18 protein-coding genes are annotated in these 21750 nt (G+C 64.1%); 12 read left to right on the top strand and 6 right to left on the bottom strand.

Annotated elements, in window-relative coordinates; all coding sequences use genetic code 11:
• Positions 1-184 precede the first annotated feature (184 nt).
• The 4 genes from ugpQ (at position 185) to PQQ53_RS00585 (ending at position 6106) form a co-directional block, all read left to right on the top strand.
• Positions 185-970, top strand: coding sequence for a glycerophosphodiester phosphodiesterase (gene ugpQ / locus PQQ53_RS00600; protein WP_408323073.1), 786 nt, complete (start codon positions 185-187; stop codon positions 968-970).
• A gap of 436 nt (positions 971-1406) precedes the next feature.
• Positions 1407-2687, top strand: coding sequence for a dicarboxylate/amino acid:cation symporter (locus PQQ53_RS00595; RefSeq protein WP_408145562.1), 1281 nt, complete (start codon positions 1407-1409; stop codon positions 2685-2687).
• Positions 2688-2735: 48 nt separating this feature from the next.
• Complete coding sequence (locus tag PQQ53_RS00590; RefSeq protein WP_408323072.1) at positions 2736-4736, top strand: sensor histidine kinase; 2001 nt, start codon at positions 2736-2738, stop codon at positions 4734-4736.
• Positions 4737-4753: 17 nt separating this feature from the next.
• Complete coding sequence (locus PQQ53_RS00585) at positions 4754-6106, top strand: sigma-54-dependent transcriptional regulator (protein WP_408145566.1); 1353 nt, start codon at positions 4754-4756, stop codon at positions 6104-6106.
• A 75-nt stretch (positions 6107-6181) separates the two neighbouring features.
• Here PQQ53_RS00585 and PQQ53_RS00580 read toward each other — a convergent pair whose 3' ends face one another.
• A complete protein-coding gene (locus tag PQQ53_RS00580; RefSeq protein WP_408145568.1) occupies positions 6182-6709 on the bottom strand; it encodes a peroxiredoxin family protein in 528 nt (175 codons plus the stop codon).
• Between the two features lie 171 nt (positions 6710-6880).
• Between PQQ53_RS00580 and PQQ53_RS00575 the strand changes: the two genes are divergently transcribed.
• Positions 6881-7564, top strand: a complete 684-nt coding sequence (locus tag PQQ53_RS00575; RefSeq protein WP_408323071.1) for a hypothetical protein — start codon at positions 6881-6883, stop codon at positions 7562-7564.
• A 332-nt stretch (positions 7565-7896) separates the two neighbouring features.
• Here PQQ53_RS00575 and PQQ53_RS00570 read toward each other — a convergent pair whose 3' ends face one another.
• Positions 7897-9504 (bottom strand): YifB family Mg chelatase-like AAA ATPase, encoded by a 1608-nt coding sequence (locus tag PQQ53_RS00570; RefSeq protein ID WP_408323070.1) that lies wholly within the window; start codon positions 9502-9504, stop codon positions 7897-7899.
• Positions 9505-9625: 121 nt separating this feature from the next.
• The gene (locus tag PQQ53_RS00565) at positions 9626-9883 is read right to left on the bottom strand and encodes an accessory factor UbiK family protein (protein ID WP_408145574.1); all 258 of its coding nucleotides are present in this window, start codon (positions 9881-9883) and stop codon (positions 9626-9628) included.
• 397 nt (positions 9884-10280) lie between these two features.
• Between PQQ53_RS00565 and PQQ53_RS00560 the strand changes: the two genes are divergently transcribed.
• The 7 genes from PQQ53_RS00560 (at position 10281) to ptsP (ending at position 18017) form a co-directional block, all read left to right on the top strand.
• A complete protein-coding gene (locus tag PQQ53_RS00560) occupies positions 10281-10619 on the top strand; it encodes a P-II family nitrogen regulator (RefSeq protein ID WP_006048089.1) in 339 nt (112 codons plus the stop codon).
• Positions 10620-10663: 44 nt separating this feature from the next.
• The gene (locus PQQ53_RS00555; RefSeq protein ID WP_408323069.1) at positions 10664-12148 is read left to right on the top strand and encodes an ammonium transporter; all 1485 of its coding nucleotides are present in this window, start codon (positions 10664-10666) and stop codon (positions 12146-12148) included.
• Positions 12149-12380: 232 nt separating this feature from the next.
• On the top strand, positions 12381-13670 hold the full coding sequence (gene gshA, locus PQQ53_RS00550) for a glutamate--cysteine ligase (RefSeq protein ID WP_408145578.1): 1290 nt from the start codon (positions 12381-12383) through the stop codon (positions 13668-13670).
• 102 nt (positions 13671-13772) lie between these two features.
• Complete coding sequence (gene gshB, locus PQQ53_RS00545; RefSeq protein WP_408156129.1) at positions 13773-14729, top strand: glutathione synthase; 957 nt, start codon at positions 13773-13775, stop codon at positions 14727-14729.
• A gap of 328 nt (positions 14730-15057) precedes the next feature.
• Positions 15058-15585, top strand: coding sequence for a PTS sugar transporter subunit IIA (locus PQQ53_RS00540; protein WP_408145582.1), 528 nt, complete (start codon positions 15058-15060; stop codon positions 15583-15585).
• Positions 15586-15697: 112 nt separating this feature from the next.
• On the top strand, positions 15698-15967 hold the full coding sequence (locus PQQ53_RS00535) for an HPr family phosphocarrier protein (protein WP_054035732.1): 270 nt from the start codon (positions 15698-15700) through the stop codon (positions 15965-15967).
• Positions 15968-16268: 301 nt separating this feature from the next.
• Complete coding sequence (gene ptsP, locus PQQ53_RS00530) at positions 16269-18017, top strand: phosphoenolpyruvate--protein phosphotransferase (protein WP_408145584.1); 1749 nt, start codon at positions 16269-16271, stop codon at positions 18015-18017.
• Between the two features lie 84 nt (positions 18018-18101).
• Here the strand turns inward: ptsP and PQQ53_RS00525 are convergent, their stop codons facing one another.
• The 3 genes from PQQ53_RS00525 to gpmA all read right to left on the bottom strand — a co-directional run bounded on the left by PQQ53_RS00525 (position 18102) and on the right by gpmA (position 21655).
• On the bottom strand, positions 18102-18860 hold the full coding sequence (locus PQQ53_RS00525; protein ID WP_408145586.1) for a HesA/MoeB/ThiF family protein: 759 nt from the start codon (positions 18858-18860) through the stop codon (positions 18102-18104).
• Between the two features lie 163 nt (positions 18861-19023).
• Positions 19024-20601: a S41 family peptidase gene (locus PQQ53_RS00520; protein ID WP_408145588.1), complete on the bottom strand. Its 1578-nt coding sequence runs from the start codon at positions 20599-20601 to the stop codon at positions 19024-19026.
• A gap of 307 nt (positions 20602-20908) precedes the next feature.
• On the bottom strand, positions 20909-21655 hold the full coding sequence (gene gpmA / locus PQQ53_RS00515) for a 2,3-diphosphoglycerate-dependent phosphoglycerate mutase (protein ID WP_408323068.1): 747 nt from the start codon (positions 21653-21655) through the stop codon (positions 20909-20911).
• Positions 21656-21750 lie beyond the last annotated feature (95 nt).

Raw genomic sequence — 21750 nt, 5'->3', positions numbered from 1 at the left:
AGATCGCGACGAGACGAGGCGCGTGCCCACGCCAGACTATCGCCGCATTCGTCCACGCGCGATACTACGCGCGGGACTCGCGTGTGAAGCCGCCCAGCGTGCCGTATGAACGCCGTTGCAGGTGATAGCGGCTTGCACCGCATCGCGAGCAAACTCAACCGCTCTTTCTGCAAGGTAACGAGACGTGGCAAACGGGATTGATCGCGGTTTATCCGCAGACTGGCCTTATCCGCGCCTGGTCGCGCATCGCGGCGGCGGCACGCTGGCGCCGGAGAACACGCTGGCCGGTTTCGACGCGTGCGTGCGTTACGGCTATCGCATGGTCGAATTCGACGCAAAGCTGTCCGCCGACAACCAGCTCTTTCTGCTCCACGACGACAAGCTCGAGCGCACCACCAATGGCCACGGCGCCGCCGCCGAACACACGTGGCGGCAACTGGCCGCGCTCGACGCCGGCGCGTGGCACGGACCGCAATTCGCCGGCACGCGCTTGCCGACGCTCGCCGACGCGGCGCAGCGCTGCGCGCGCGACGGCATCGCCGCCAACATCGAGATCAAACCGTGTCCGGGCCGCGAGGTGCTCACCGGCACGCTGGTGGCAAAGGGCGCGCTGACGTTGTGGCAAGGACAGACGCCGCCGCTGCTGTCATCGTTTTCGTTCGAGGCGCTTGCCGCCGCCCGCGATGCCGCGCCGTCGCTGCAACGCGGGATGCTGTTCGAGGAGGTGCCGGCGGATTGGCTGCGCATCGTGCGTGAACTGGATTGCGTGTCGTTGCACGCGAGCCACCGCTATCTGAGCGAGCCGCTGGTCGCGCAGATTCGCGCGGCCGGGTTGCGTGTGCTGGCCTATACGGTGAACGACCCGGCGCGCGCGCAACTGCTTGCGCAATGGGGCGTCGACATGATTTGCACGGATCGCATCGACAAGCTGCAGCACGATATGTTGTTCGCACCGGCGAGTCCGGCCTGAGGGTGCGTTACGCGGGCGCCAGGGCGTGGGCGAAGCGGGAAGGCCGGCACGCTCGCGCCGCGCAACCCCACGCGCACGCAAAAAAAGCCTACGGGTTTTCCCGCAAGCTTTGCCTCGACGGATTCCGGATTCCCCGACAGCCCTCGTCCGGATTTCCGGAATCCCGGACGTCGCTCGCGTTATTGAGATAAAAATCGCATAAGAATCAAGGCGCTAAGATTTATATCCGCCTGGCATCGACCTTGCACAACAAAGAGTGCGGCCGCAACGGTCCGACAACTAAAGCAAGGAGACAACGATGTCCGATTTCCCTCCCCGGTATTTCTGAATTCGTCGTCTTGTCGCGGCCTATTGCCGTGCACGGGCTGACGAATCTTCGTTCGCGTGATGCGCAGTGTGGCAGGCCTTGAGCTCATCTCCCCAAGCAGGAACCATCGTGAAGAAACCTTTCTATAAAGTGCTGTACGTCCAGGTGATCGTGGCGATCATCATCGGTATCGCACTCGGGCATTTCTACCCGAATCTCGCCGTCGACATGAAGCCGCTCGGCGACGGCTTCATCAAACTGATCAAGATGGTGATCGGGCCGATCATCTTCTGCACGGTGGTCACCGGCATCGCCGGCATGGAAGACATGAAGAAGGTCGGGCGCGTCGGCGGCAAGGCGCTGCTGTACTTCGAAATCGTCTCGACTTTCGCTCTCGTGCTCGGCCTGTTCGCCACCCACCTGCTGCGTCCGGGCGCCGGCTTCAACATCGACCCGGCCACGCTCGACGGCAAGGCGGTCGCCTCGTACGCCGCGAAGGCGCACGGCCAGACCACGGTCGACTTCCTGATGCACCTGATCCCGGACACGCTGTCGTCGGCGTTCGCGCAAGGCGAGATCCTGCAGATCCTGCTGATCGCGCTGCTGTTCGGCGCGGTGCTCGCGACGGCCGGTGAGAAGGGCAAGGTCGTGACGAGCTTCATCGAGGGCCTCTCGCACATCCTGTTCGGCATCGTGCGCATCATCACGAAGCTGGCGCCGATCGGCGCGTTCGGCGCGATGGCGTTCACCATCGGCAAGTACGGCATCGGCTCGCTGCTGCCGATGCTCAAGCTGATCGGCACGTTCTATCTGACCTCGATCGTGTTCGTGGTGGTCGTGCTCGGCATCATCGCGCGCTTCGTGGGCTTCAACATCCTGCGCTTCGTCGCGTACATCAAGGAAGAGATGCTGATCGTGCTCGGCACGAGCTCGTCCGAAGCCGCGCTGCCGCAACTGATGCTGAAGCTCGAAAAGCTCGGCTGCTCGCGCTCGGTGGTGGGCCTCGTGGTGCCGACCGGCTATTCGTTCAACCTCGACGGCACCAACATCTACATGACGATGGCCGTGCTGTTCATCGCCCAGGCGACCAACACCGAACTCACGTGGGCGCAACAGCTCACGCTGCTGGCGGTGACGATGCTGACCTCGAAGGGCGCAAGCGGCGTGACGGGCGCAGGCTTCATCACGCTGGCCGCGACGCTGGCGGTGGTGCCGACCATTCCGCTGTCGGGCATGGTGCTGATTCTCGGCATCGACCGCTTCATGAGCGAATGCCGCGCGCTGACCAACATCGTCGGCAACGGCGTGGCGACGGTCGTGGTGTCGGCATGGGAAAAAGAGCTGGACCGCAACAAGCTGAATGCCGCGTTGCGCGGCGACGTGGCGGTCAAAGAACCGGCCGGCGTTTAAGCCGCGCGCAGGTTCTGACTTCACCATAACGGCTGCGGACACCCGCGTATGAAACCGGGTGCTCCGCGCCGATCCACCGCGCCCCCGCATCGCGAAGCTGGCGACGGCGGCGCGGCGCCTTATGCCACAATGTCCGATCCTGACCGATCGGACATTGCCAACGTGACGCGTCGCCTGTTGATCCTCTTCGCGCTCGTTGCCGGGCTCGTGGCGGCGTGTGCACTGACCTACAGCATCGCGTGGCAAAGCGGCATCGACACCCTGCGGCGCAACGCCGCCGTGCGTGCCGAGCGCACCGCCAGCGCGCTGAAGAGCACGCTCGAACGTTACGAGTCGCTGCCCTATCTGCTCGCCGAGCATCCCATCGTGCAGGACGTGCTGGTCGATCCCAGTCCCGCCAACGTCAAACGCGCGAACCTCTATCTCGAAGACCTCAACCGCCACGCGCGAGCGACGGTCACGTACATCATTCCGCTCGACGGCTACTGCGTCGCCGCCAGCAACTGGCGCGGGCCGGGCAGTTTCATCGGCGCGGGCTATCAGTTCCGGCCGTATTTTCTCGATGCGGTCAACGGCGGCGTGGGCCGCTTCTTCGGCATCGGCACGATTTCGCAGGCGCCGGGCTATTACATCTCGCAACCGGTGCGGCGCGACGGCAAGATCGTCGGCGTGGCGGTCGTCAAACTCGATCTCGAATGGTTTCAGGGCGCGGATGCGTCCGAGCCGCTCGTCGTCACCGACGATCACGGCGTGATCTTTCTGTCCTCGGTGCCGGCGTGGAAATATCATACGATCCGGCCGATATCGGGACCGGTCGCCGATTCGATCTACCAGGCGCGGCAGTACGCACAGCAGACCATCGCGCCGCTGCCGTTGACGATCGAGCGCACGCTCCAAGGCCATGCGCAGATCGTGCGCATCGGCGGCGGCCGGTATGCGCCGCGCTATCTTGCATCGCGCCGCAGCATGGGCATCCCCGACTGGCATCTGATCACGATGTCGCCCGTCGATCCGGTCGATGCCGACGCACGCAATGCGACCATCGTCACCGGCTTCGGCTACATCTCCATCGTGTTGCTCGCGTTCTACTGGCGCATGCGCCGCGCCCGCGTGCGCGAGATGATGCGCAGCCGCACGCTGCTGCAAAAGGCCTACGCCGAACTGAACCAGCGGGTCGCCGAACGCACGGTGGATCTGTCGCAGGCGAACGAACAGCTGCAGAAGGAAGTGACCGAGCGCACGCGCGCCGAGCAGGAACTGCGCGCCGCGCACGACGAGTTGATTCAGGCGAGCAAGCTCGCCGCACTCGGGCAGATGGCGGCCGGCATCACGCATGAACTGAATCAGCCGCTCGCCGCGTTGCGCAGTTTCTCGGACAACACGCGCGTGCTGCTCGAACGCGGCGACCAGGCGTCGGCGCGCGAGAATCTCGAAGCGATCGCGGCCCTCACCGAGCGCATGGGCAAGATCACCAATCAGTTGAAGCTGTTCGTCGGACGGGCGCGGCCGCGCAATGCGCGCGCGCCGGTCATGCGTGCGCTGCGCAATGTCGTCGGACTGCTGCAGAAGCGCTTGCAGGGCGTCGAAGTGGCGTTCACGCTGGTCGATGCGGCGAGCGGCGCGCGCACGCCGCTCAGTCTCGCCGACGACCATCCCGAGCTGATCGCGCATTGCGACGACCTGCGGCTCGAACAGGTGCTGATCAACCTGCTCGGCAATGCGCTCGACGCGACTGCCGGCATGAGCGCGCCGCGCATCGCGATCGAGATCGAAGTCGCCGAGGCGAACCTGTCGTTCATGGTGAGCGACAACGGCCCCGGCATTCCCGATGACGTGCTGCCGCGTCTGTTCGAACCGTTCTTCACGACCAAGGAGATGGGGCAGGGGCTGGGACTCGGGCTGGCGATCTCGTCGTCGATCGCGCGCGATTGCGGCGGCACGCTGGTCGCGCGCAACGCGCCGGACGGCGGTGCATTATTCGTGTTGACGCTGCGCCGCGCGCGCGTGCAGACGAACCACCCGGCGGACCCGCTGACCACGGGTTCCTGAATCAAGATGGAAACGCGATGCTGAACCACGGCCTGCAAGTGCTGTATATCGAAGACGACGAACTGGTGCGCCGCGCCAGCGTGCAGAGCTTGCAACTGGCGGGCTTCGACGTGGTTGGCCATGCGTCGGTGGAAGCCGCGGCGAAAATGATCAACGCGGATTTCTCCGGCGTGATCGTCAGCGATATTCGGCTGCCAGGCGCGAGCGGGCTCGATCTGCTCGCCCAGTGCCACGAGCGCGCGCCCGACGTGCCGGTGATCCTGGTCACCGGCCACGGCGATATTTCGATGGCCGTGCAGGCGATGCGCGATGGCGCGTATGACTTCATCGAAAAGCCGTTCGCGTCCGAGCGCCTGATCGAAACCGTGCGGCGCGCGCTGGAGCGCCGCAAGCTGTTGCTGGAGAATCTCGCGCTGCGCCGTGAACTGGCGGAGCAGAACTCGGTGGCGCCGCGGATCATCGGCCGCAGTCCCGCGATCGAACAGGTGCGGCGGCTGATCGCCAACATCGCGCCGACCGACGCGTCGGTGCTGATCAATGGCGATACCGGCGCGGGCAAGGAGTTGATCGCGCGCAGTCTGCACGAGCTGTCGCCGCGGCGCGACAAGCCGTTTATCGCGGTGAACTGCGGCGCGCTGCCGGAGCCGATGTTCGAGTCGGAGATGTTCGGCTACGAACCGGGCGCCTTCACCGGCGCGGCGAAACGGCGAATCGGCAAGCTCGAACATGCGTCGGGCGGCACGCTGTTTCTCGACGAGATCGAGAGCATGCCGCTTGCGTTGCAGGTCAAGCTGCTGCGCGTGTTGCAGGACGGCGTGCTGGAGCGGCTCGGCTCGAATCAGCCGATCCGCGTGAATTGCCGCGTGGTCGCCGCGGCGAAGGGCGACATGGCCGAGCACGTCGCGGATGGCTCGTTCCGGCGCGATTTGCTGTACCGGCTGAACGTGGTGACGATCGCGCTGCCGCCGTTGGGCGAGCGTCGCGAGGACATCGTGCCGCTCTTCGAACACTTCCTGCTGGATGCGGCAGTGCGCTACCAGCGTCCTGCGCCGATCCTCACCGATCGCCAGCGCGCGAGCCTGATGCAGCGCGACTGGCCGGGCAACGTGCGAGAACTGCGCAATGCCGCCGACCGCTTCGTGCTCGGCGTCGCAGAAGACCCGGTCATGTCTTTCACTGACGACACCGCGGCCACACAGCCGTTGAAGGAGCGCGTCGAGCAATTCGAACGGGCGATGATCGCGCAAGCGTTGGAGCAGGCCGGTGGCGTTGTCGCGGTGGCGGCGGACAAGCTGCAGCTCGGCAAGGCCACGCTCTACGAGAAGATCAAACGGTATGGCCTGGCGGCCAAAGGGGAAGGGGAGCGGTAAGGAACGGCGCCAGCGGCAAGGCGCGGCCGGCGCGTTTGGATCGGATCAACTCGGATCGAGTCGGGGTGAAGGACGTTACGCCTTCAGCGCCTTTTCCAGCAACTGGTCGAGTTCCGCGAACTGGGGCTCGCCGACATAGCGCTTCAGAATCTTGCCGTCCTTGTCGATCAGAAACGTGGTGGGCGTGAGTTGCACGTTGCCGAACTGCCTGGCGGCCGAGCCGTCGTCCATGGCAACCTTGAACGGCAACTGGCGGGTTTGCGTGTAGTTGGTCACGTACATCGGCGCGTCATAGTTCATGGCAACCGCGACGAATTCGAGGCCCCGGCCCTTGAAGCGGTTATAGGTCTCGACCATCTGCGGCATTTCCTTCATGCAGGTATCGCAGTTCGTCGCCCAGAAGTTGACGAGATACACCTTGCCTTTCAGGTCGGCGGTCGTGACCTTCTGGCCGGACAGCAGGGTGAAGGTCGCATCGGGCACGCGCTGCTGACCCGCAAACGCGAAGTAGCCCGCGACAGCCAGCACGATCGCCACGGCGGCTGCGATGATGTAGCGCAGTGGGCTCGTGCGCCGGGCGGCGGAAGATGGGTTGGAGCTCATGAACGGAACCTCGAGAGTCGCGCGGAACGCGCGGGCCAGTGGGTCGATTGGGCGTTGGGCCGGTGCTGAACAGCGTCGCTATTGTAGCCCCATTCCGTTGGCGCGGCAGGACGCGGGGCGGCAGCGGATAATAGGGTTTTTCCGTTCCGGTCGGTCCGATCTTCAGTCCCCATGTTCCGAACTGCCTTTTGCGTTAGCCGTTTTCTCGCCCGAATTCCTTCCTGCTTTTCTTTCGGTAGCCGTTTCCGAAGCGGCCTGGCGGCCGATGACAACCGGCCGGCCGGCGCTCCGGACGCTTCCTGGCGCCAGCCGCGCGGGCGTGCGCTGATCGCTACGACCGCTTCCGCGCTGGTGCTCGGCGTCACGTTGACCGCCTGCTCGCCGACCTTCGACTGGCGCACCATCATGAACAACGACAACGGCTACACCGTCGACTTCCCCGCCAAGCCGGGCAACGATCAGCGGCCGGTGCAGATCGGCGGCACGGCGATGCCGATGGCGATGCAAACGGCCGAAGCCGGCAACGCGGTATTCGCGGTCGGCACCGTGTTGCTGCCCGACGACCAGGAAGCCACGCAGCGTGCCGCGCTGGCTTTCCTGCGCGACGGCCTCGCTCGCAACGTCGGTGCGGCTCCCGACGCGCACGCGGTGCAAATCCCGCTCGCCGCGGGCGGCCAGGTGCTCGGCCTCGAAATGAAGCTCAGTGGCGAGGCGGGCTCGCAGCACGAGATGCGCTCGGTCTACGCGCGGCTGGCGGCGCGCGGGCGCCACGTTTATCAGGCGGCGATCATCGCTGACAAACCGCTGCAGCCGGAGCAGGTCGATCAGTTTTTTTCGTCGTTCAAACTCTATTGAGGCCGGTATTTTTGGCCGAACGGGCGCGCGAAGGAGCGACGTACAGAGTGAAAGTTTCTTCGCAGCATCGCGCGCTAATTCCCGGTTTACGTTGAAGTTTTCCCCATGCCCCGCGCTCCTGTGGATAACTCTGTTGAGAACTCGTCGGTATTTGCCGCAGATGCCCGTCCCGTGGGCATTCTGTCAGTTCTCGCTAGCTTCATGCATTTTAGAAAAGTCAATTAAATCAAGAGGTTTGGAGGGAGCCCTTCGACGCGGCTTTCAGATGTATCAAAATCTATCCGAAGTGCGCATGTGTGCATAAGTCAAGTCTTGACAGCATATTTTTCTCCTCATAACGAGCCCAAAGCCCGTCGATACTGAATGGCTTCCGCGATCTGCGCAGCACTCGGCATCGCCGCGCCGGCGAGGTCGGCGATGCTGCGCGCGACCTTCAGCACCCGATAGTAAGCACGCGCTGACCACCGGAAGCGCTCGCCGGCTTCGCGCAGCAGCGCTTCGCCCGCCGTGTCGGGGCGGCAGACCTCGTCCACTTCCCGGCCGCCGAGCTCGCGGTTGGTCTTGCCTTGCCGCAGCAATTGCCGCTCGCGTGCTGCGCATACCCGTCGCGCGATAGCCGCGCTCGCTTCGCCAACTGTCGCCGAACGGGCCGCCAGTTCGGACGGCGTAAGCGCCGGTATCTCAAGCTGAATGTCGATTCGATCGAGCAAGGGGCCGGACAGCTTGCGCAAGTAGCGCGCCGCGATCTCCGGCGTGCAGCGACAGCGCCCGCCAGGATCGCCGCGCCATCCGCAGGGACACGGGTTCATTGCAGCGATCAACTGGCAGGCCGCCGGGAAATCCGCTTGCAAGGCGGCCCGCGAGATCGTGATGCGGCCGGCTTCGAGCGGCTCGCGCAGCGTTTCGAGGACGTCGCGACTGAATTCGGGCAATTCGTCCAGAAACAGTACGCCTAGGTGCGCCAGCGTGATCTCGCCGGGCTGCGGCGGATTGCGCCCGCCGACCAGCGCCGCCGCGCTCGACGAATGATGCGGCGCGCGAAACGGCCGCTGCCGCCACTGCGCCGCGGTGAAGCCCGCCCGGCTGGCGGACAGCAATGCGGCGGAGCTGAGCGCTTCGTCGTCGGTCATTGGCGGCAGCAGGCCCGGCAGGCGGGCGGCGAGCATCGATTTGCCCGCGCCGGGCGGCCCGATGAGCAACACATGATGCCCGCCGGCCGCAGCGACTTCGAGGGCCCGGCGCGCACCGCGCTGGCCGATCACGTCGGCCATATCGGGCACGGCAGCGGGCGGGCATTTCGCGAGGTCGGGCGCGGGGGCGGGGGTGAGCCGCGCGTCGGGCGCTCGGGCGAGGTGGGCGCAGAGTGACGGCAGATCGGCGGCGCCGTAGACATCGACGCCGGGCACGAGCGCGGCCTCGGCTGCGCTGGCGGCGGGAAGATAGAGCTGTGGAGTACGCTCCGGGACGAGCGGGGCTGCGGTTGGCTCGCCAGGGATCGTGGGAGACGAGAAGCCCCCGCCCTCCACACTGCGCTGGGCCGCACCGCTGCGCGCGGTCCCGCAAGCCATCGCGAAGGCGCCGCGCATTGGCCGCAGCGCACCGGTCAACGATAGCTCGCCGGCGAACTCGCGATACAGCAAGGATTCAACGGGAATCTGCCCGCTCGCCGCGAGGATGCCCAATGCGATCGGCAGGTCGAAGCGGCCAGATTCCTTCGGCAGATCGGCGGGGGCGAGATTGACGGTGATCCGTCGGACGGGAAAGTCGAAGCCGCAGTTTTGCAGCGCCGCGCGCACGCGCTCGCGGCTTTCGCGCACTTCCAGGTCTGGAAGGCCGACGATCGAGAATGAGGGTAATCCGTTCGCGAGGTGAACCTCGACAGTGACTTCGGGCGCGCGGCCGGAGGCCGGCGCGCGACTGCGCACCACGGCAAGCGACATATTTTCTCCCGTCGGACGGCACGCCGAAGGCGTGCGCAGGTCCCCTAAAACGCTGATGACGTCACGGCTCGCTTGCCAGTGATGTGCAGCACTGCGCAACTAGTGCGCTGCAAACGACGCGTTACGGCGTTTGCGAGGTGACCGGCAGCTTCTGTTCGAGCTCGGCGACGCGGCGCTCCAACTCTTCGAGGCGGGCGCGGGTGCGTACCAGTACCTGGGTCTGCGTATCGAATTCCTCGCGCGTGACGAGATCGAGTTTCGAAAAACCCTGCGACAGCATGGCCTTCACGTTGCGTTCGACATCTTTGGCCGGCGAGTTCTTGAACAGCTCGCTCATGCGAGCCTGAAAGTCGTTAAAAACATCGTTCGGTTGTTTCATGGTGTTCCCCTTTGTGCACAAAAAATGTGCATATTTCGTTACGCCTGTGCTTTGTCATCGCGCATGGGCTGTCTTGGTGCGCGCCCATCTGCGCGCCGCCGCGGCATGAGCGCCTTTGGTGCGCCGCCCTCGCGTTCAAAACCTTCGAACACTCTAGCAACGATCCATACGCCGCGCCAGCGTGCCCGGCCATCGTTAGCCATCCGGCCAAGGCCGCTTGCGCGCCTTTCCTGGCGCGCGCGGTGCGCAGTCTGACACAACATGGCATGCGAGTTGCTGTTACTGCCCCGCGCGCACTGCCGGACGCTTTCTGCCGGCAGAGGAACGAGACCACGCGAACGGGTTACGGGTACGCAAAACGGTACGCAACGGGTTACGCAACTTAGCGAGGGATTTCATGAAGCTCATTACCGCAATCATCAAGCCGTTCAAGCTCGATGAGGCGCGCGAAGCCTTGTCGGCCATCGGCGTCTCGGGCATCACGGTGACGGAAGTCAAGGGCTTCGGCCGCCAGAAGGGGCACACAGAGCTGTATCGGGGTGCTGAATATGTCGTCGATTTCCTGCCGAAAGTGAAGATCGAGGCGGCTGTCTCGGACGACATCGTCGACCAGGCGATCGAGGCGCTCGAACGCGCGGCGCGCACCGGCAAGATTGGCGACGGCAAGATCTTCGTCACGCCGATCGAGCAGGTGATCCGGATTCGCACCGGGGAGACCGGCGCGGACGCTCTGTAACACGAAAAGATAGCGACACAGATAGCGATAAGAGGAAACGAAAGATGCGCAAATTATTGATGTCCCTGCTGATGGCCGGTTCGCTGCTCGCGGGCGGTATGGGCGCCGCCCTCGCGGACGACGCTTCCGCTCCCGCAGCCGCTTCGGCTCCCGATACGACCGCCAGCGCCCCGGCGCCGGACGCGTCGGCACCGGCCGCCGCAGCAGCTTCGGCACCGGCCGCCGACGCCTCCGCCGCACCCGCGGCATCGGCTCCCGCACCCGACGCCGCACCGGCGGCACCGACCGCGCCGTTCTCGGTCGATTCGTCGAAGATCAATTCGGGCGACACCGCCTGGATGCTGACCTCCACCGCGCTCGTGCTGTTCATGACGATCCCGGGTCTGGCGCTGTTCTACGGCGGCATGGTCCGCAAGAAGAACGTGCTCGCGACGCTGATGCAAAGCTTCGCGATCACCTGCCTCGTGACGATCGTCTGGACGGTGGTGGGCTACAGCCTGGCCTTCACGCCGGGCAGTTCGTTCATCGGCGGCTTCTCGCGCGTCTTCATGGCGGGCATGAACTACATCAAGGGCGACAAGGCCACGACGCTGACCGTCAGCCATCTGGCTCCGACGATCCCCGAAACGGTCTACTTCGTCTATCAGATGACCTTCGCGATCATCACCCCGGCGCTGATCACGGGCGCGTTTGCCGACCGTATGAAGTTCTCGGCAATGCTGGTGTTCATGACGCTGTGGTCGATCATCGTCTACTCGCCGATCGCGCACATGGTCTGGGAACCGACCGGCTGGCTGGCTAGCGCGGGCATCCTCGACTTCGCGGGCGGCACGGTGGTGCACATCAACGCCGGTATCGCGGCGCTGGTCTGCGCGCTGGTGCTCGGCAAGCGTGTCGGTTACGGCAAGGAAGCCATGGCTCCGCACAACCTGACGCTCACGCTGATCGGTGGCGCGATGCTGTGGGTGGGCTGGTTCGGCTTCAATGCGGGTTCGGCGGTGGCGGCTGACGGCCGTGCCGGTTTCGCGATGTTCGCGACGCAAGTGGCCACTGCGGCGGCAGCGCTCGCATGGATGTTCGCCGAATGGGCGGCCAAGGGTAAGCCGTCGGTGCTCGGTATCGTCTCGGGTGCGGTGGCGGGTCTGGTGGCGATTACGCCGGCTTCGGGCTTCGTCGGCACGCTCGGCGCGCTGGTGATCGGTATCGTGGCGGGTGTGGTCTGCTTCTGGTCGGCCACGTGGCTCAAGCACAAGCTCGGTTACGACGACTCGCTCGACGCGTTCGGCGTGCACTGCATCGGCGGTATCGTGGGTGCGCTCCTGACCGGCGTGTTCGCGGTCAAGGACATCGGCGGCGCGGACGGCAGCGTCATCGTGCAAGCCAAGGGCGTGCTGACGACGCTGATCTACAGCGGCGTGGTGAGCTACATCCTGCTGAAGATCATCGACATGGTGATGGGCATCCGCGTGACGGAAGAGCAGGAACGCGAAGGCCTGGATGTGAGCCTGCACGGCGAACACGTCGAATAAAGACTTCTGCGGGCCCGTGCTCCCGGGCTCGTCTGATCACGAATAAGCGCAGCATTTGGCCCGCCTTCATGGCGGGCTTTTTTCTTGCTGGCTCTCTTGTGAGCGGTGGATTTTCCCGTCTATCATGACCATAGTGAGAATGCATTCGCGTCCGCTTGCGAATGGAGAAACCGTCCCCAAATGGGCAAAGCATTTGCTCTACAATCTTTTTTCTCCAGTCTGCGAGTGATCAATGGTTCCGCACCTAGTTACGGCGTTAAACGGCCCGCTGCTCGATCTCGAGCGGAAGATCCTCGACGCCACACCCGCCATCGAACGCTGGTTCCGGCTCGAATGGCAGGAGCACACGCCGCCGTTCTACTGTTCCGTCGATCTGCGTAACGCGGGGTTCAAGCTCGCGCCGGTCGACACCAATCTGTTCCCCGGCGCATTCAACAATCTGCCGCAGGAAGTGCTGCCGCTCGCGGTGCAAGCCGCCATGGCGTCGATCGAGAAGATCTGCCCGGACGCGAAGAATCTGCTGGTGATTCCCGAGCGCCACACGCGCAACGCGTTTTACCTCGAAAACGTCGCCCGTCTGGCCGCGATCATGCGCCAGGCTGGCCTGAACGTGCGTTTCGGCACGCTTGACGAAAGCATCAACGGTCCGGTCACGATTGCGCTGTCGGACGGCCAGAAGCTCGTGCTCGAACCGCTCGAACGTTCGCAGCGCCGTCTCGGCCTGAAGAACTTCGACCCCTGCTCGATCCTGCTGAACAACGACCTGTCAGGCGGCATCCCGCCCATACTCGAAAATCTGCATGAGCAGTACCTGCTGCCGCCGTTGCACGCCGGCTGGGCGGTTCGCCGCAAATCCACGCATTTCTCGTGTTATGACGACGTCGCGAAGAAGTTCGCGAAGATGGTCGAAATCGATCCATGGATGATCAATCCGTACTTCGCACATGTCGAAGGCGTCGATTTCCAGGAGCGCACCGGTGAAGAAGCGCTGACCGACGCGATCGACGGCGTGCTCAAAAAGATCGCGAGGAAGTACCGCGAGTACGGTATTTCCGAAAAGCCGTATGTCGTCATCAAATCGGACGCGGGCACGTACGGCATGGGCGTGATGACCGTGCACGACGCGTCGGAAGTGGCCGCGCTCACCAAGCGCGAGCGCGCCAAGATGGCGGCCACCAAAGACGGCCTCGAAGTGCACGACGTGATCGTGCAGGAAGGCGTGTACACGTTCGAGCGCATCGGCGAGGAAGTCGCGGAGCCGGTCGTCTACATGATCGACCGCTATGTGGTGGGCGGCTTCTATCGGGTGCACGGCAGCCGCGAGCGCGACCAGAACCTGAACGCGCCCGGCATGCACTTCGTGCCGCTCGGCTTCGAGCATACGGCGCTGCCGGACGCGCACGCGAAGCCCGGCGCGGCGCCGCCGAACCGCTTCTACATGTACGGGGTGGTGGCGCGGCTCGGGCTGCTCGCCGCATCGGTCGAACTGGAAAAGACCGATCCGGAAGCGATCCAGGTCTAAGCCATCCTGAATGGGCGATGGCGGCATGCGTGCCGCCATCGCCATTTTCAACGACTATATTTACGAACAATGCCACGCCCGTCAGGGCGCAACGGGACCTTCATGGACATTCTTTTCATCGCCGATCCGCTCTCCCAGTTCAAGATCTACAAAGATTCGACCTACGCGATGATGGCCGAAGCCGCACGCCGCGGGCACGTGGTGTACACGTGCGAGCCGAAGCATCTGGCGTGGACGGGCGGCGACGTCGAAGCGAACGTGCGGCGGATTGCGATCGTCGGCGACGTGACCGATCTGCATCGCGACGAGTGGCACGCCGCCGACGCGGCCGCGCCTCGCGCGCTGAAGAGCTTCAGCGCAGTGGTGATGCGCAAGGATCCGCCGTTCGACATGGAATACGTCACGTCGACGTGGCTGCTCGAGATGGCCGAACGCGGCGGCGCGCGCATCTTCAACAAGCCGCAGGCGATTCGCGATCATTCGGAAAAACTGGCGATCGGCGAGTTCGCACAGTTCGTCACGCCCACCTTGGTCACGCGCGACGCGACCCGTTTGCGCGCATTCCATGAACAGCACGGCGACGTGATCCTCAAGCCGCTCGACGGCATGGGCGGCATGGGCGTGTTCCGCGTGAAGGCCGACGGTATGAACCTCGGCTCGATCATCGAAATGCTGAGCCACGACGGCGCGCGCTCGGTGATGGCGCAAAAGTTCATCCCCGAGATCAAGGACGGCGACAAGCGCATTTTGCTGATCGGCGGCGCAGCGGTGCCGTATTCGCTTGCGCGTATTCCTCAGGGTAATGAAGTGCGCGGCAATCTCGCAGCCGGCGGCCTGGGCGTGGCGCGTCCGCTTACCGAGCATGATCGCAAAATCGCCGACACGCTCGCGCCGGTGCTCGCGGCGCGCGGTCTGCTGCTGGTCGGGCTGGACGCGATCGGCGACTGGCTGACCGAAGTCAACGTGACGAGCCCGACGTGTTTCCGCGAGATCATGGATCAGACCGGCTTCGACGTGGCGGCGATGTTCATCGATGCGCTGGAGCGCGCGGCGGCCTGACGTGCGGCCTTGAATGCCCGCCATGACCCCCAACCTGTGTAGTAAATCCGCATCAAGCGCAGCGCCGGATTTGGCGCGAAAATGAGCCTGCTACAATGCCCGCTCTTCCGCGCCAAGCCGGTTCGATGGCTTCAATCGAGGCCACGGGCACGGATTGCGGACGGTGAACGAGCCATTCCCAAGCGGCGCCGGCATGGCGCAGCGCGGGCGCACGGCTCGTCAAATGATGCGTTCCGGCTCTCATGACCTACGGCCGGTCGAGGGCGCTGACGAACCGGGCGTCGTCCCGGTCCACGGTTTGGGGCCGTTCTTTTGCAGTAAGGCTGACATGGCAGGCATTCTGATCATTGCGCACGCTCCGTTCGCCACCGCGTTGCGCGATTGTATTTCGCACATCTACGGCGGTTTGCCGGCTCGCATCGGCGTCATCGACGTATCGCCCGATTGCGACCCCGCGCAACAGGTTGCGTTTGCGAACTCGGAAATCGAGCGTTTGAAGGAAGAAAACGGCGCACTCGTGCTCACGGATATGTTCGGTGCTACGCCCGCGAATATCGCGGGCCGGCTCGCCACGGTGCCGAATGTGCGCGTGCTCTGCGGCGTCAATTTGCCGATGCTGGTGCGCGCGGTCTGCTATCGCGCCACGCCGCTCGACACGCTGGTCGACAAGGCGCTCGCCGGCGCGACCAAGGGCGTGCATGCAATTGGACCGGCTACGCCGGCCTCCGTGGCGTGCGCGGCGGCTGTCAGCGAGTGCATGCCGGGTTTGCCGCCCGACGCGGCTGCGGGCGACTGTCTACCCGCACTCCCGGCCGACGCCGATCTGACCCAGAAGACCGACGCGGCTGGTTTGTAGCCCGCGCGGAGGCCGTTCAAAAGCCCGATGCCCAATGCTTCAAATGCAGTGCAACGGGTGTGTGCAAATTCACCTTTCGTAACCATACTTACCCGCGCTTTTGGACCATCACATGCTGCAACAGGAAACGACTATTGTGAACAAGCTGGGGCTGCACGCACGTGCGTCGGCCAAGTTGACGCAACTCGCGGGCAACTACCAGGCGGAAATCTGGATGAGCCGCAACGGCCGCCGCATCAATGCCAAGAGCATCATGGGTGTGATGATGCTGGCCGCGGGCATCGGCAGCACGGTGCTGATCGAAACGGAAGGCACTGACGAAAAGGAAGCGATGGACGCACTGTTGAAACTGATTGCCGATAAATTCGGCGAGGGTCAGTGAAGTCGCGCGTGCACGTTTGCAACGAGTATCCACGCCGCGGCTGTCCGCGGCGTTTTTTTTAGCGCGAGAAAATGGATGGGTAGGCGTGGGGAAATCGGCTTGCCTGTCTGCGCATAGGCGCGATCAACTTGCCGGAATGCAACCCTGCCGAGGGCGCATTGTCATGTCGATGACCATAATTCGTGCTGCGCTGCACATAGCTTTGCCGTACTTGCAGAGGGTGCGGAATTTATAATGATCAGCAGAGTCTGAGAGCATTGCAGCGGTTTGCCGCAGCATCACACAACTAGAGGAGGTGCGCGTGTCCTTCACGCTGCATGGAATTCCCGTGTCACGCGGTATCGCCATCGGGCGGGCCTATCTGATCGCCCCGGCAGCACTTGACGTAGACCACTATCTGATCGAACCCGCCCAGATCGAGGGCGAGGTCGAGCGTTTTCGCGCGGCTCAGCAACACGTGCATCGGGAGCTCGACACGCTGCGCGCCGATCTCGCCGCAGACGCGCCCAGCGAAATGGGCGCGTTCATCAATGTTCATTCAATGATCCTGAACGATGCGATGCTCGTGCAGGAAACCATCGACCTGATCCGCACGCGCCGCTACAACGTGGAGTGGGCGCTGACCGAGCAACTCGAGCGCCTGTCGCGTCACTTCGACGACATCGAAGACGAGTACCTGCGCGAGCGCAAAGCCGACATCGAGCAGGTGGTGGAGCGCGTGCTGAAGGCGCTCGCGGGCGCATCGGCGACGCTCGGCGGCGGCGTGCACGGCGCGTGCGACGAGATGATCGTGGTCGCGCACGACATCGCGCCGGCCGACATGATGCAGTTCAAGACGCAGACGTTTCAGGGCTTCGTCACTGACCTCGGCGGCCGCACATCGCATACGGCGATCGTCGCGCGCAGCCTGGGCATTCCGGCCGCGGTCGGCGTGCAGCACGCGAGCGCGTTGATCCGGCAGGACGATCTGATCATCGTCGACGGCGATCATGGCATCGTGATCGTCGATCCCGCGCCGATCGTGCTCGAAGAATATTCGTATCGGCAAAGCGAAAAAGAGCTGGAGCAACGCAAGCTGCAGCGCCTGAAATTTTCGCCGACGCAAACGCTGTGCGGCACGCGCATCGAACTGTGCGCGAATATCGAGCTGCCGGAAGACGCGCGCGCCGCGGTCAACTCGGGTGCGAGCGGCGTGGGCCTGTTCCGCACCGAGTTCCTGTTCATGAATCACAAGCACCGCTTGCCCGAGGAGGAAGAGCAGTTCGCCGCGTACCGCCGGGCTGTCGAGTTGATGAACGGATTGCCGGTCACGATCCGCACCATCGACGTCGGCGCCGATAAGCCGCTCGACTCGATGGGCGGTGGTGACGGCTACGAGACCGCCGCGAATCCCGCGTTGGGGCTGCGGGCGATTCGCTGGAGCCTCTCGGAGCCGCAGATGTTCCTCACGCAGTTGCGCGCGATTCTGCGCGCGTCGGCGTTCGGCACGGTGAAGATTCTGATTCCGATGCTCGCGCACGCGCAGGAAATCGACCAGACGCTCGATCTGCTGCGCGAGGCCAAGCGCCAACTCGACGATGCGGGCATTGCCTACGATCCGAACGTGCAAGTCGGCGCGATGATCGAAATCCCGGCGGCCGCCATCGCATTGCCGCTGTTCCTGAAGCGGCTCGACTTTCTGTCGATCGGCACCAACGATCTGATCCAGTACACGCTGGCGATCGATCGCGCGGACAACGCGGTGGCGCATCTGTACGACCCGCTGCACCCGGCCGTGCTGCATCTGATCGCATTCACGCTGCGCGAGGCGAAGCGCGCGGGCGTGCCGGTGTCGGTGTGCGGCGAGATGGCGGGGGATCCGGCATTGACGCGCTTGTTGTTGGGCATGGGCCTCACCGAGTTCTCGATGCACCCGAGCCAGTTGCTGGTGGTCAAGCAGGAGGTGCTGCGTTCGCATCTCAAAACGCTGGAGAAGCCCGTGGCCGACGTGCTGGCTTCGTTCGAACCGGAAGAGGTGCAGGCCGCGCTCAAGCGCGTCGCGCAGGCCTGAGCGCGAGGCAGGCGTAGTCGCATGAAAAAACGCCGCATGCGGCGTTTTTCTATTCAGCGGTTCGCGGGCGTAGGCATCGCGCCGTCAAGGGTGGTGCCTTTGTCCACATACGGGGCAATCCGGTTGGCGGCCGATTCGCATGGTGTTCCACTCCATCCGCAGCGAATCGAGCATCATCAGACGGCCCTGTAGCGGCGTGCCGATTGCCCCGATCACCTTGAGCGCTTCAGCGGCCTGCATTGAACCGATGATGCCCACCGTCGGCGCGAACACACCCATCGTCGAGCACGCGACTTCCTCGAACGGTTGGTCCTCGGGAAAGACGCATGCATAGCAGGGCGATGCTTCGTCGCGGAAATCGAACGTGCTGATCTGGCCGTCGAAACGCAACGCCGCGCCCGACACCAGCGGCACGCCATGCTTCACGCAGGCGCGGTTGATCGCGTGGCGCGTCGCGAAGTTATCGGTGCAATCGAGCACGACGCTCGCGTGCGGTACTTCGCGATCGAGCCAGGCGTCATCGACGCGCTCGGCCACCGCGTTCACCGTCACCTCGGGATTGATCTGCGCAAGCGTGTCGCGTCCCGACTCCACCTTTTTGCGCCCGACCGATGCGCTCGCGTGCAGGATCTGCCGCTGCAGATTGGTTAGGTCGACCGTATCGGCATCGACCAGCGTCAAGCGGCCGACGCCGGCCGCCGCGAGATACATCGCGGCGGGCGAACCCAAGCCGCCCGCGCCGACGATGATCGCGTGCGCGTCGATAAAGCGCTGCTGCGCCTCGATGCCGATTTCATCGACGAGAATATGGCGGGAGTAGCGAAGGAGTTGATCGTCGTTCATGGCGGAGCGCGTGAGTATGTCGCGCAAAGGGAAGCAGACTTGCGGTCTGCCGTGCGCGTTTCGTTGTTGTTATTTTAATCGCGCGAAGGGTGAGGCTTGTTGCGGGTGATGCTGCGTGTCTCCGCAGCAGGATGCGCTGCGAAGACACGCGAGGGTGTGCTGCTTACTTGCTTTGCGTAGCCGGAGCCGAGGCGGGCGCGACGCCCGATGCACCCGGAACGGGTTGCGTCGGCTTCACCGCGACCGGCGCGGACGCCGACGTGGCCGGCTTGCTCTGCGCGAGCCGGCGCTCGGTCAGTGACTTCGATTCCTGCACCGTCTTGCCCTGGAGCTTGGCCAGTGCCTGTTGCAGCATGAAGTCGTCGGCCGAACCGAATTCCACCGGCTTGCGCTCACGATCCTTCTGACGCTGTTCCGGCGTCTTCTTGTCGTTCGCTTCTTCAAGCTGGCGCAACTGGTCCATGCGTTCCTGTTCGCGCTGTTCCGCTTCCTTCTTCTCGTTCGGGTCCTGCGTGTTCGCAAGGTGGTTAGAGTAGTCGACTTCACGGGTCACGAGCGCGTCGTCCGGATCGCCTTCCGCGTATTGATCGACCGCGATATCAGGACGGATGCCCTTGTTCTGGATCGAACGGCCGCTCGGCGTGTAGTAGTACGCGGTGGTCAGGCGCAGCGCGGTATCCGCGGTCATGGGGCGCACGGTCTGCACCGAGCCCTTGCCAAAGGTGGTCTTGCCGACGATCAGCGCACGATGCTGATCCTGCAGCGCACCCGCGACGATTTCCGAAGCCGACGCCGAGTAGGCGTTGGTCAGCACGATCATCGGCACGGTCTTGAAGATGGCCGGGATGTCCTTCAGCGGATCGCTGTCGAAGGATTGCAGGCGGTAGTTGTCGTACGTATCGCGATACACCTGCTTCGAATCCGGAATCTGGCCGTTGGTCGACACCACCACCGAATTCGGCGGCAGGAAAGCACCGGCTACGCCGACCGCGCTTTGCAGCAAACCGCCGCCATTGTTGCGCAGGTCGAGCACGAGGCCCTTCAGATTCGGCTCCTGACGCGCGATGTCCTGCAGCTTCGCCGCGAGATCAGGCGTGGTGCGCTCCTGGAAGCTGGTGATGCGGACATACGCGAATCCCGGCGCAACGACTTTGCCCTTGACCGACTGGACCTTGATGATCGCGCGCGTCACCGTGAGCGGGAACGTGCGGTCGTCGGACTTGCGGAAGATCGTGAGCGTGACCTTGGTGCCCGGCTCGCCGCGCATCTGCTTGACCGCCTGGTCGAGCGTCATGCCGCGCACGGGTTTGTCGTTGATACGCGTAATCAGGTCGCCCGGACGGATGCCGGCGCGAAACGCGGGCGTGTCTTCAATCGGCGAAATCACCTTGATCAGGCCGTCTTCCGACGAAATTTCGATGCCCAAACCCGCGAAGCGGCCCTTGGTCTGCTCTTGCAGTTCCTCGTAATCGGTCTTGTCGAGGTACGACGAGTGCGGGTCGAGGCTCGACACCATGCCCTTGATCGCGGAGGTGAGGAGCTTTTTATCGTCGACCGGTTCGACGTATTCGTGCTTGATTTGCCCGAACACTTCGGCAAAGAGCCTGAGCTGGTCTAACGGCAGGGGTGCGGCGGCGGCACTAGCGGGTTGCTGGGCCGAGGCGGAAAGTTGCAGGGTGGCAAATGCACCGGTAGCAAGGCCCGCGGCAATCAGGCCGATATTTTTCAGGTTCTTTCGCATAGAGTCTGTTGCGGTCGGAAGCGCGTGGCAGCGTCGATAGGATTTGGACGGACAAGTATAACTGCACACCCGCCTACTCAGGGGGGAGGGCGGGCAATCGTGATTCGACAGTGCGAACCGGAGCGGGTTCGTGAGATTGAGGCCGCGCTAGCGAAGTAATGTGCCGTAACACGCGCAAGGCGGCCAGAAGGGCGCGCTTGCCTGATGCGAGCCGTGCCAACCGGTAGGTGTTGCCGGTCGGCGCAGCCGGCGGACCGCGGCGCCCGTGCATGTTCAATGCACGAGGCCCGCGGCCGGCTGGGCGAAATCAGCCTGCCTTGCCCTGCTTGGCGACCGCGGCTTGCGCCTTGGCGATCGCTTCCTGGTCGCCCAGATAGTAGTGCTTGATCGGCTTCAGGTTCTCGTCGAGTTCATAGACGAGCGGCACGCCGTTCGGAATATTCAGGCCGACGATGTCGCTGTCCGAGATGTCGTCGAGGTACTTGACCAGCGCGCGGATCGAGTTGCCGTGCGCGGCGATCACGATCTTGCGGCCCGACTTGATGGCCGGGGCGATCGACTCGTTCCACAGCGGCAGCACGCGAGCAACGGTGTCTTTCAGGCACTCGGTGAGCGGCAGTTGTTCGCGCGGCACCTTCGCGTAACGCGGGTCGTCGTACGGCGCGCGTTCGTCCGTCGGGTCCAGCGCCGGCGGCGGCGTGTCGTAGCTGCGACGCCAGACCAGCACCTGCTCGTCGCCGAACTTCGCGGCGGTTTCCGCCTTGTTCAGGCCCGACAGCGCGCCGTAATGACGCTCGTTCAGGCGCCATGAATGGACGACCGGCAGGTACATCAGATCCATCTTGTCCTGCACGTGCCACAACGTGCGGATCGCGCGCTTGAGCACCGACGTGTAGGCGATATCGAACACGTAGCCGGATTCCTTCAGCAGCACGCCCGCCTGCTGCGCTTCACTGTTGCCCTGTTCGGTGAGGTCGACGTCGACCCAGCCGGTGAAGCGGTTTTCCTTGTTCCACGTCGATTCGCCGTGGCGGATGAGAACGAGTTTGTACATGAGATTGCCGGTCGGTAGTAAGGAAGCGGTAAAGCGCAGCGGGGATTCCTCTGGAGGAGCACCGCCATCGCGTCAGACGGTTATTTTATAATGGG

This window comes from Paraburkholderia strydomiana, from assembly GCF_046030495.1.
GTDB lineage: Bacteria > Pseudomonadota > Gammaproteobacteria > Burkholderiales > Burkholderiaceae > Paraburkholderia > Paraburkholderia strydomiana_A.
The sequence above is the reverse complement of the archived record's forward strand: the minus strand, read 5'-3'. Positions and strand labels throughout refer to the sequence as shown.

Excerpts from the sequence above, each read along its gene's own strand:
- PQQ53_RS00580 (WP_408145568.1), bottom strand. The coding sequence starts at position 6,709 with ATGAGCTCCAACCCATCTTCCGCCGCCCGGCGCACGAGCCCACTGCGC.
- PQQ53_RS00525 (WP_408145586.1), bottom strand. The coding sequence starts at position 18,860 with ATGAACGACGATCAACTCCTTCGCTACTCCCGCCATATTCTCGTCGAT.
- PQQ53_RS00590 (WP_408323072.1), top strand. The coding sequence starts at position 2,736 with ATGAAACCGGGTGCTCCGCGCCGATCCACCGCGCCCCCGCATCGCGAA.
- PQQ53_RS00560 (WP_006048089.1), top strand. The coding sequence starts at position 10,281 with ATGAAGCTCATTACCGCAATCATCAAGCCGTTCAAGCTCGATGAGGCG.
- gshA (WP_408145578.1), top strand. The coding sequence starts at position 12,381 with ATGGTTCCGCACCTAGTTACGGCGTTAAACGGCCCGCTGCTCGATCTC.
- PQQ53_RS00535 (WP_054035732.1), top strand. The coding sequence starts at position 15,698 with ATGCTGCAACAGGAAACGACTATTGTGAACAAGCTGGGGCTGCACGCA.
- PQQ53_RS00565 (WP_408145574.1), bottom strand. The coding sequence starts at position 9,883 with ATGAAACAACCGAACGATGTTTTTAACGACTTTCAGGCTCGCATGAGC.
- gpmA (WP_408323068.1), bottom strand. The coding sequence starts at position 21,655 with ATGTACAAACTCGTTCTCATCCGCCACGGCGAATCGACGTGGAACAAG.
- PQQ53_RS00555 (WP_408323069.1), top strand. The coding sequence starts at position 10,664 with ATGCGCAAATTATTGATGTCCCTGCTGATGGCCGGTTCGCTGCTCGCG.
- PQQ53_RS00540 (WP_408145582.1), top strand. The coding sequence starts at position 15,058 with ATGGCAGGCATTCTGATCATTGCGCACGCTCCGTTCGCCACCGCGTTG.
- gshB (WP_408156129.1), top strand. The coding sequence starts at position 13,773 with ATGGACATTCTTTTCATCGCCGATCCGCTCTCCCAGTTCAAGATCTAC.
- PQQ53_RS00585 (WP_408145566.1), top strand. The coding sequence starts at position 4,754 with ATGCTGAACCACGGCCTGCAAGTGCTGTATATCGAAGACGACGAACTG.
- PQQ53_RS00520 (WP_408145588.1), bottom strand. The coding sequence starts at position 20,601 with ATGCGAAAGAACCTGAAAAATATCGGCCTGATTGCCGCGGGCCTTGCT.
- PQQ53_RS00575 (WP_408323071.1), top strand. The coding sequence starts at position 6,881 with ATGTTCCGAACTGCCTTTTGCGTTAGCCGTTTTCTCGCCCGAATTCCT.
- PQQ53_RS00570 (WP_408323070.1), bottom strand. The coding sequence starts at position 9,504 with ATGTCGCTTGCCGTGGTGCGCAGTCGCGCGCCGGCCTCCGGCCGCGCG.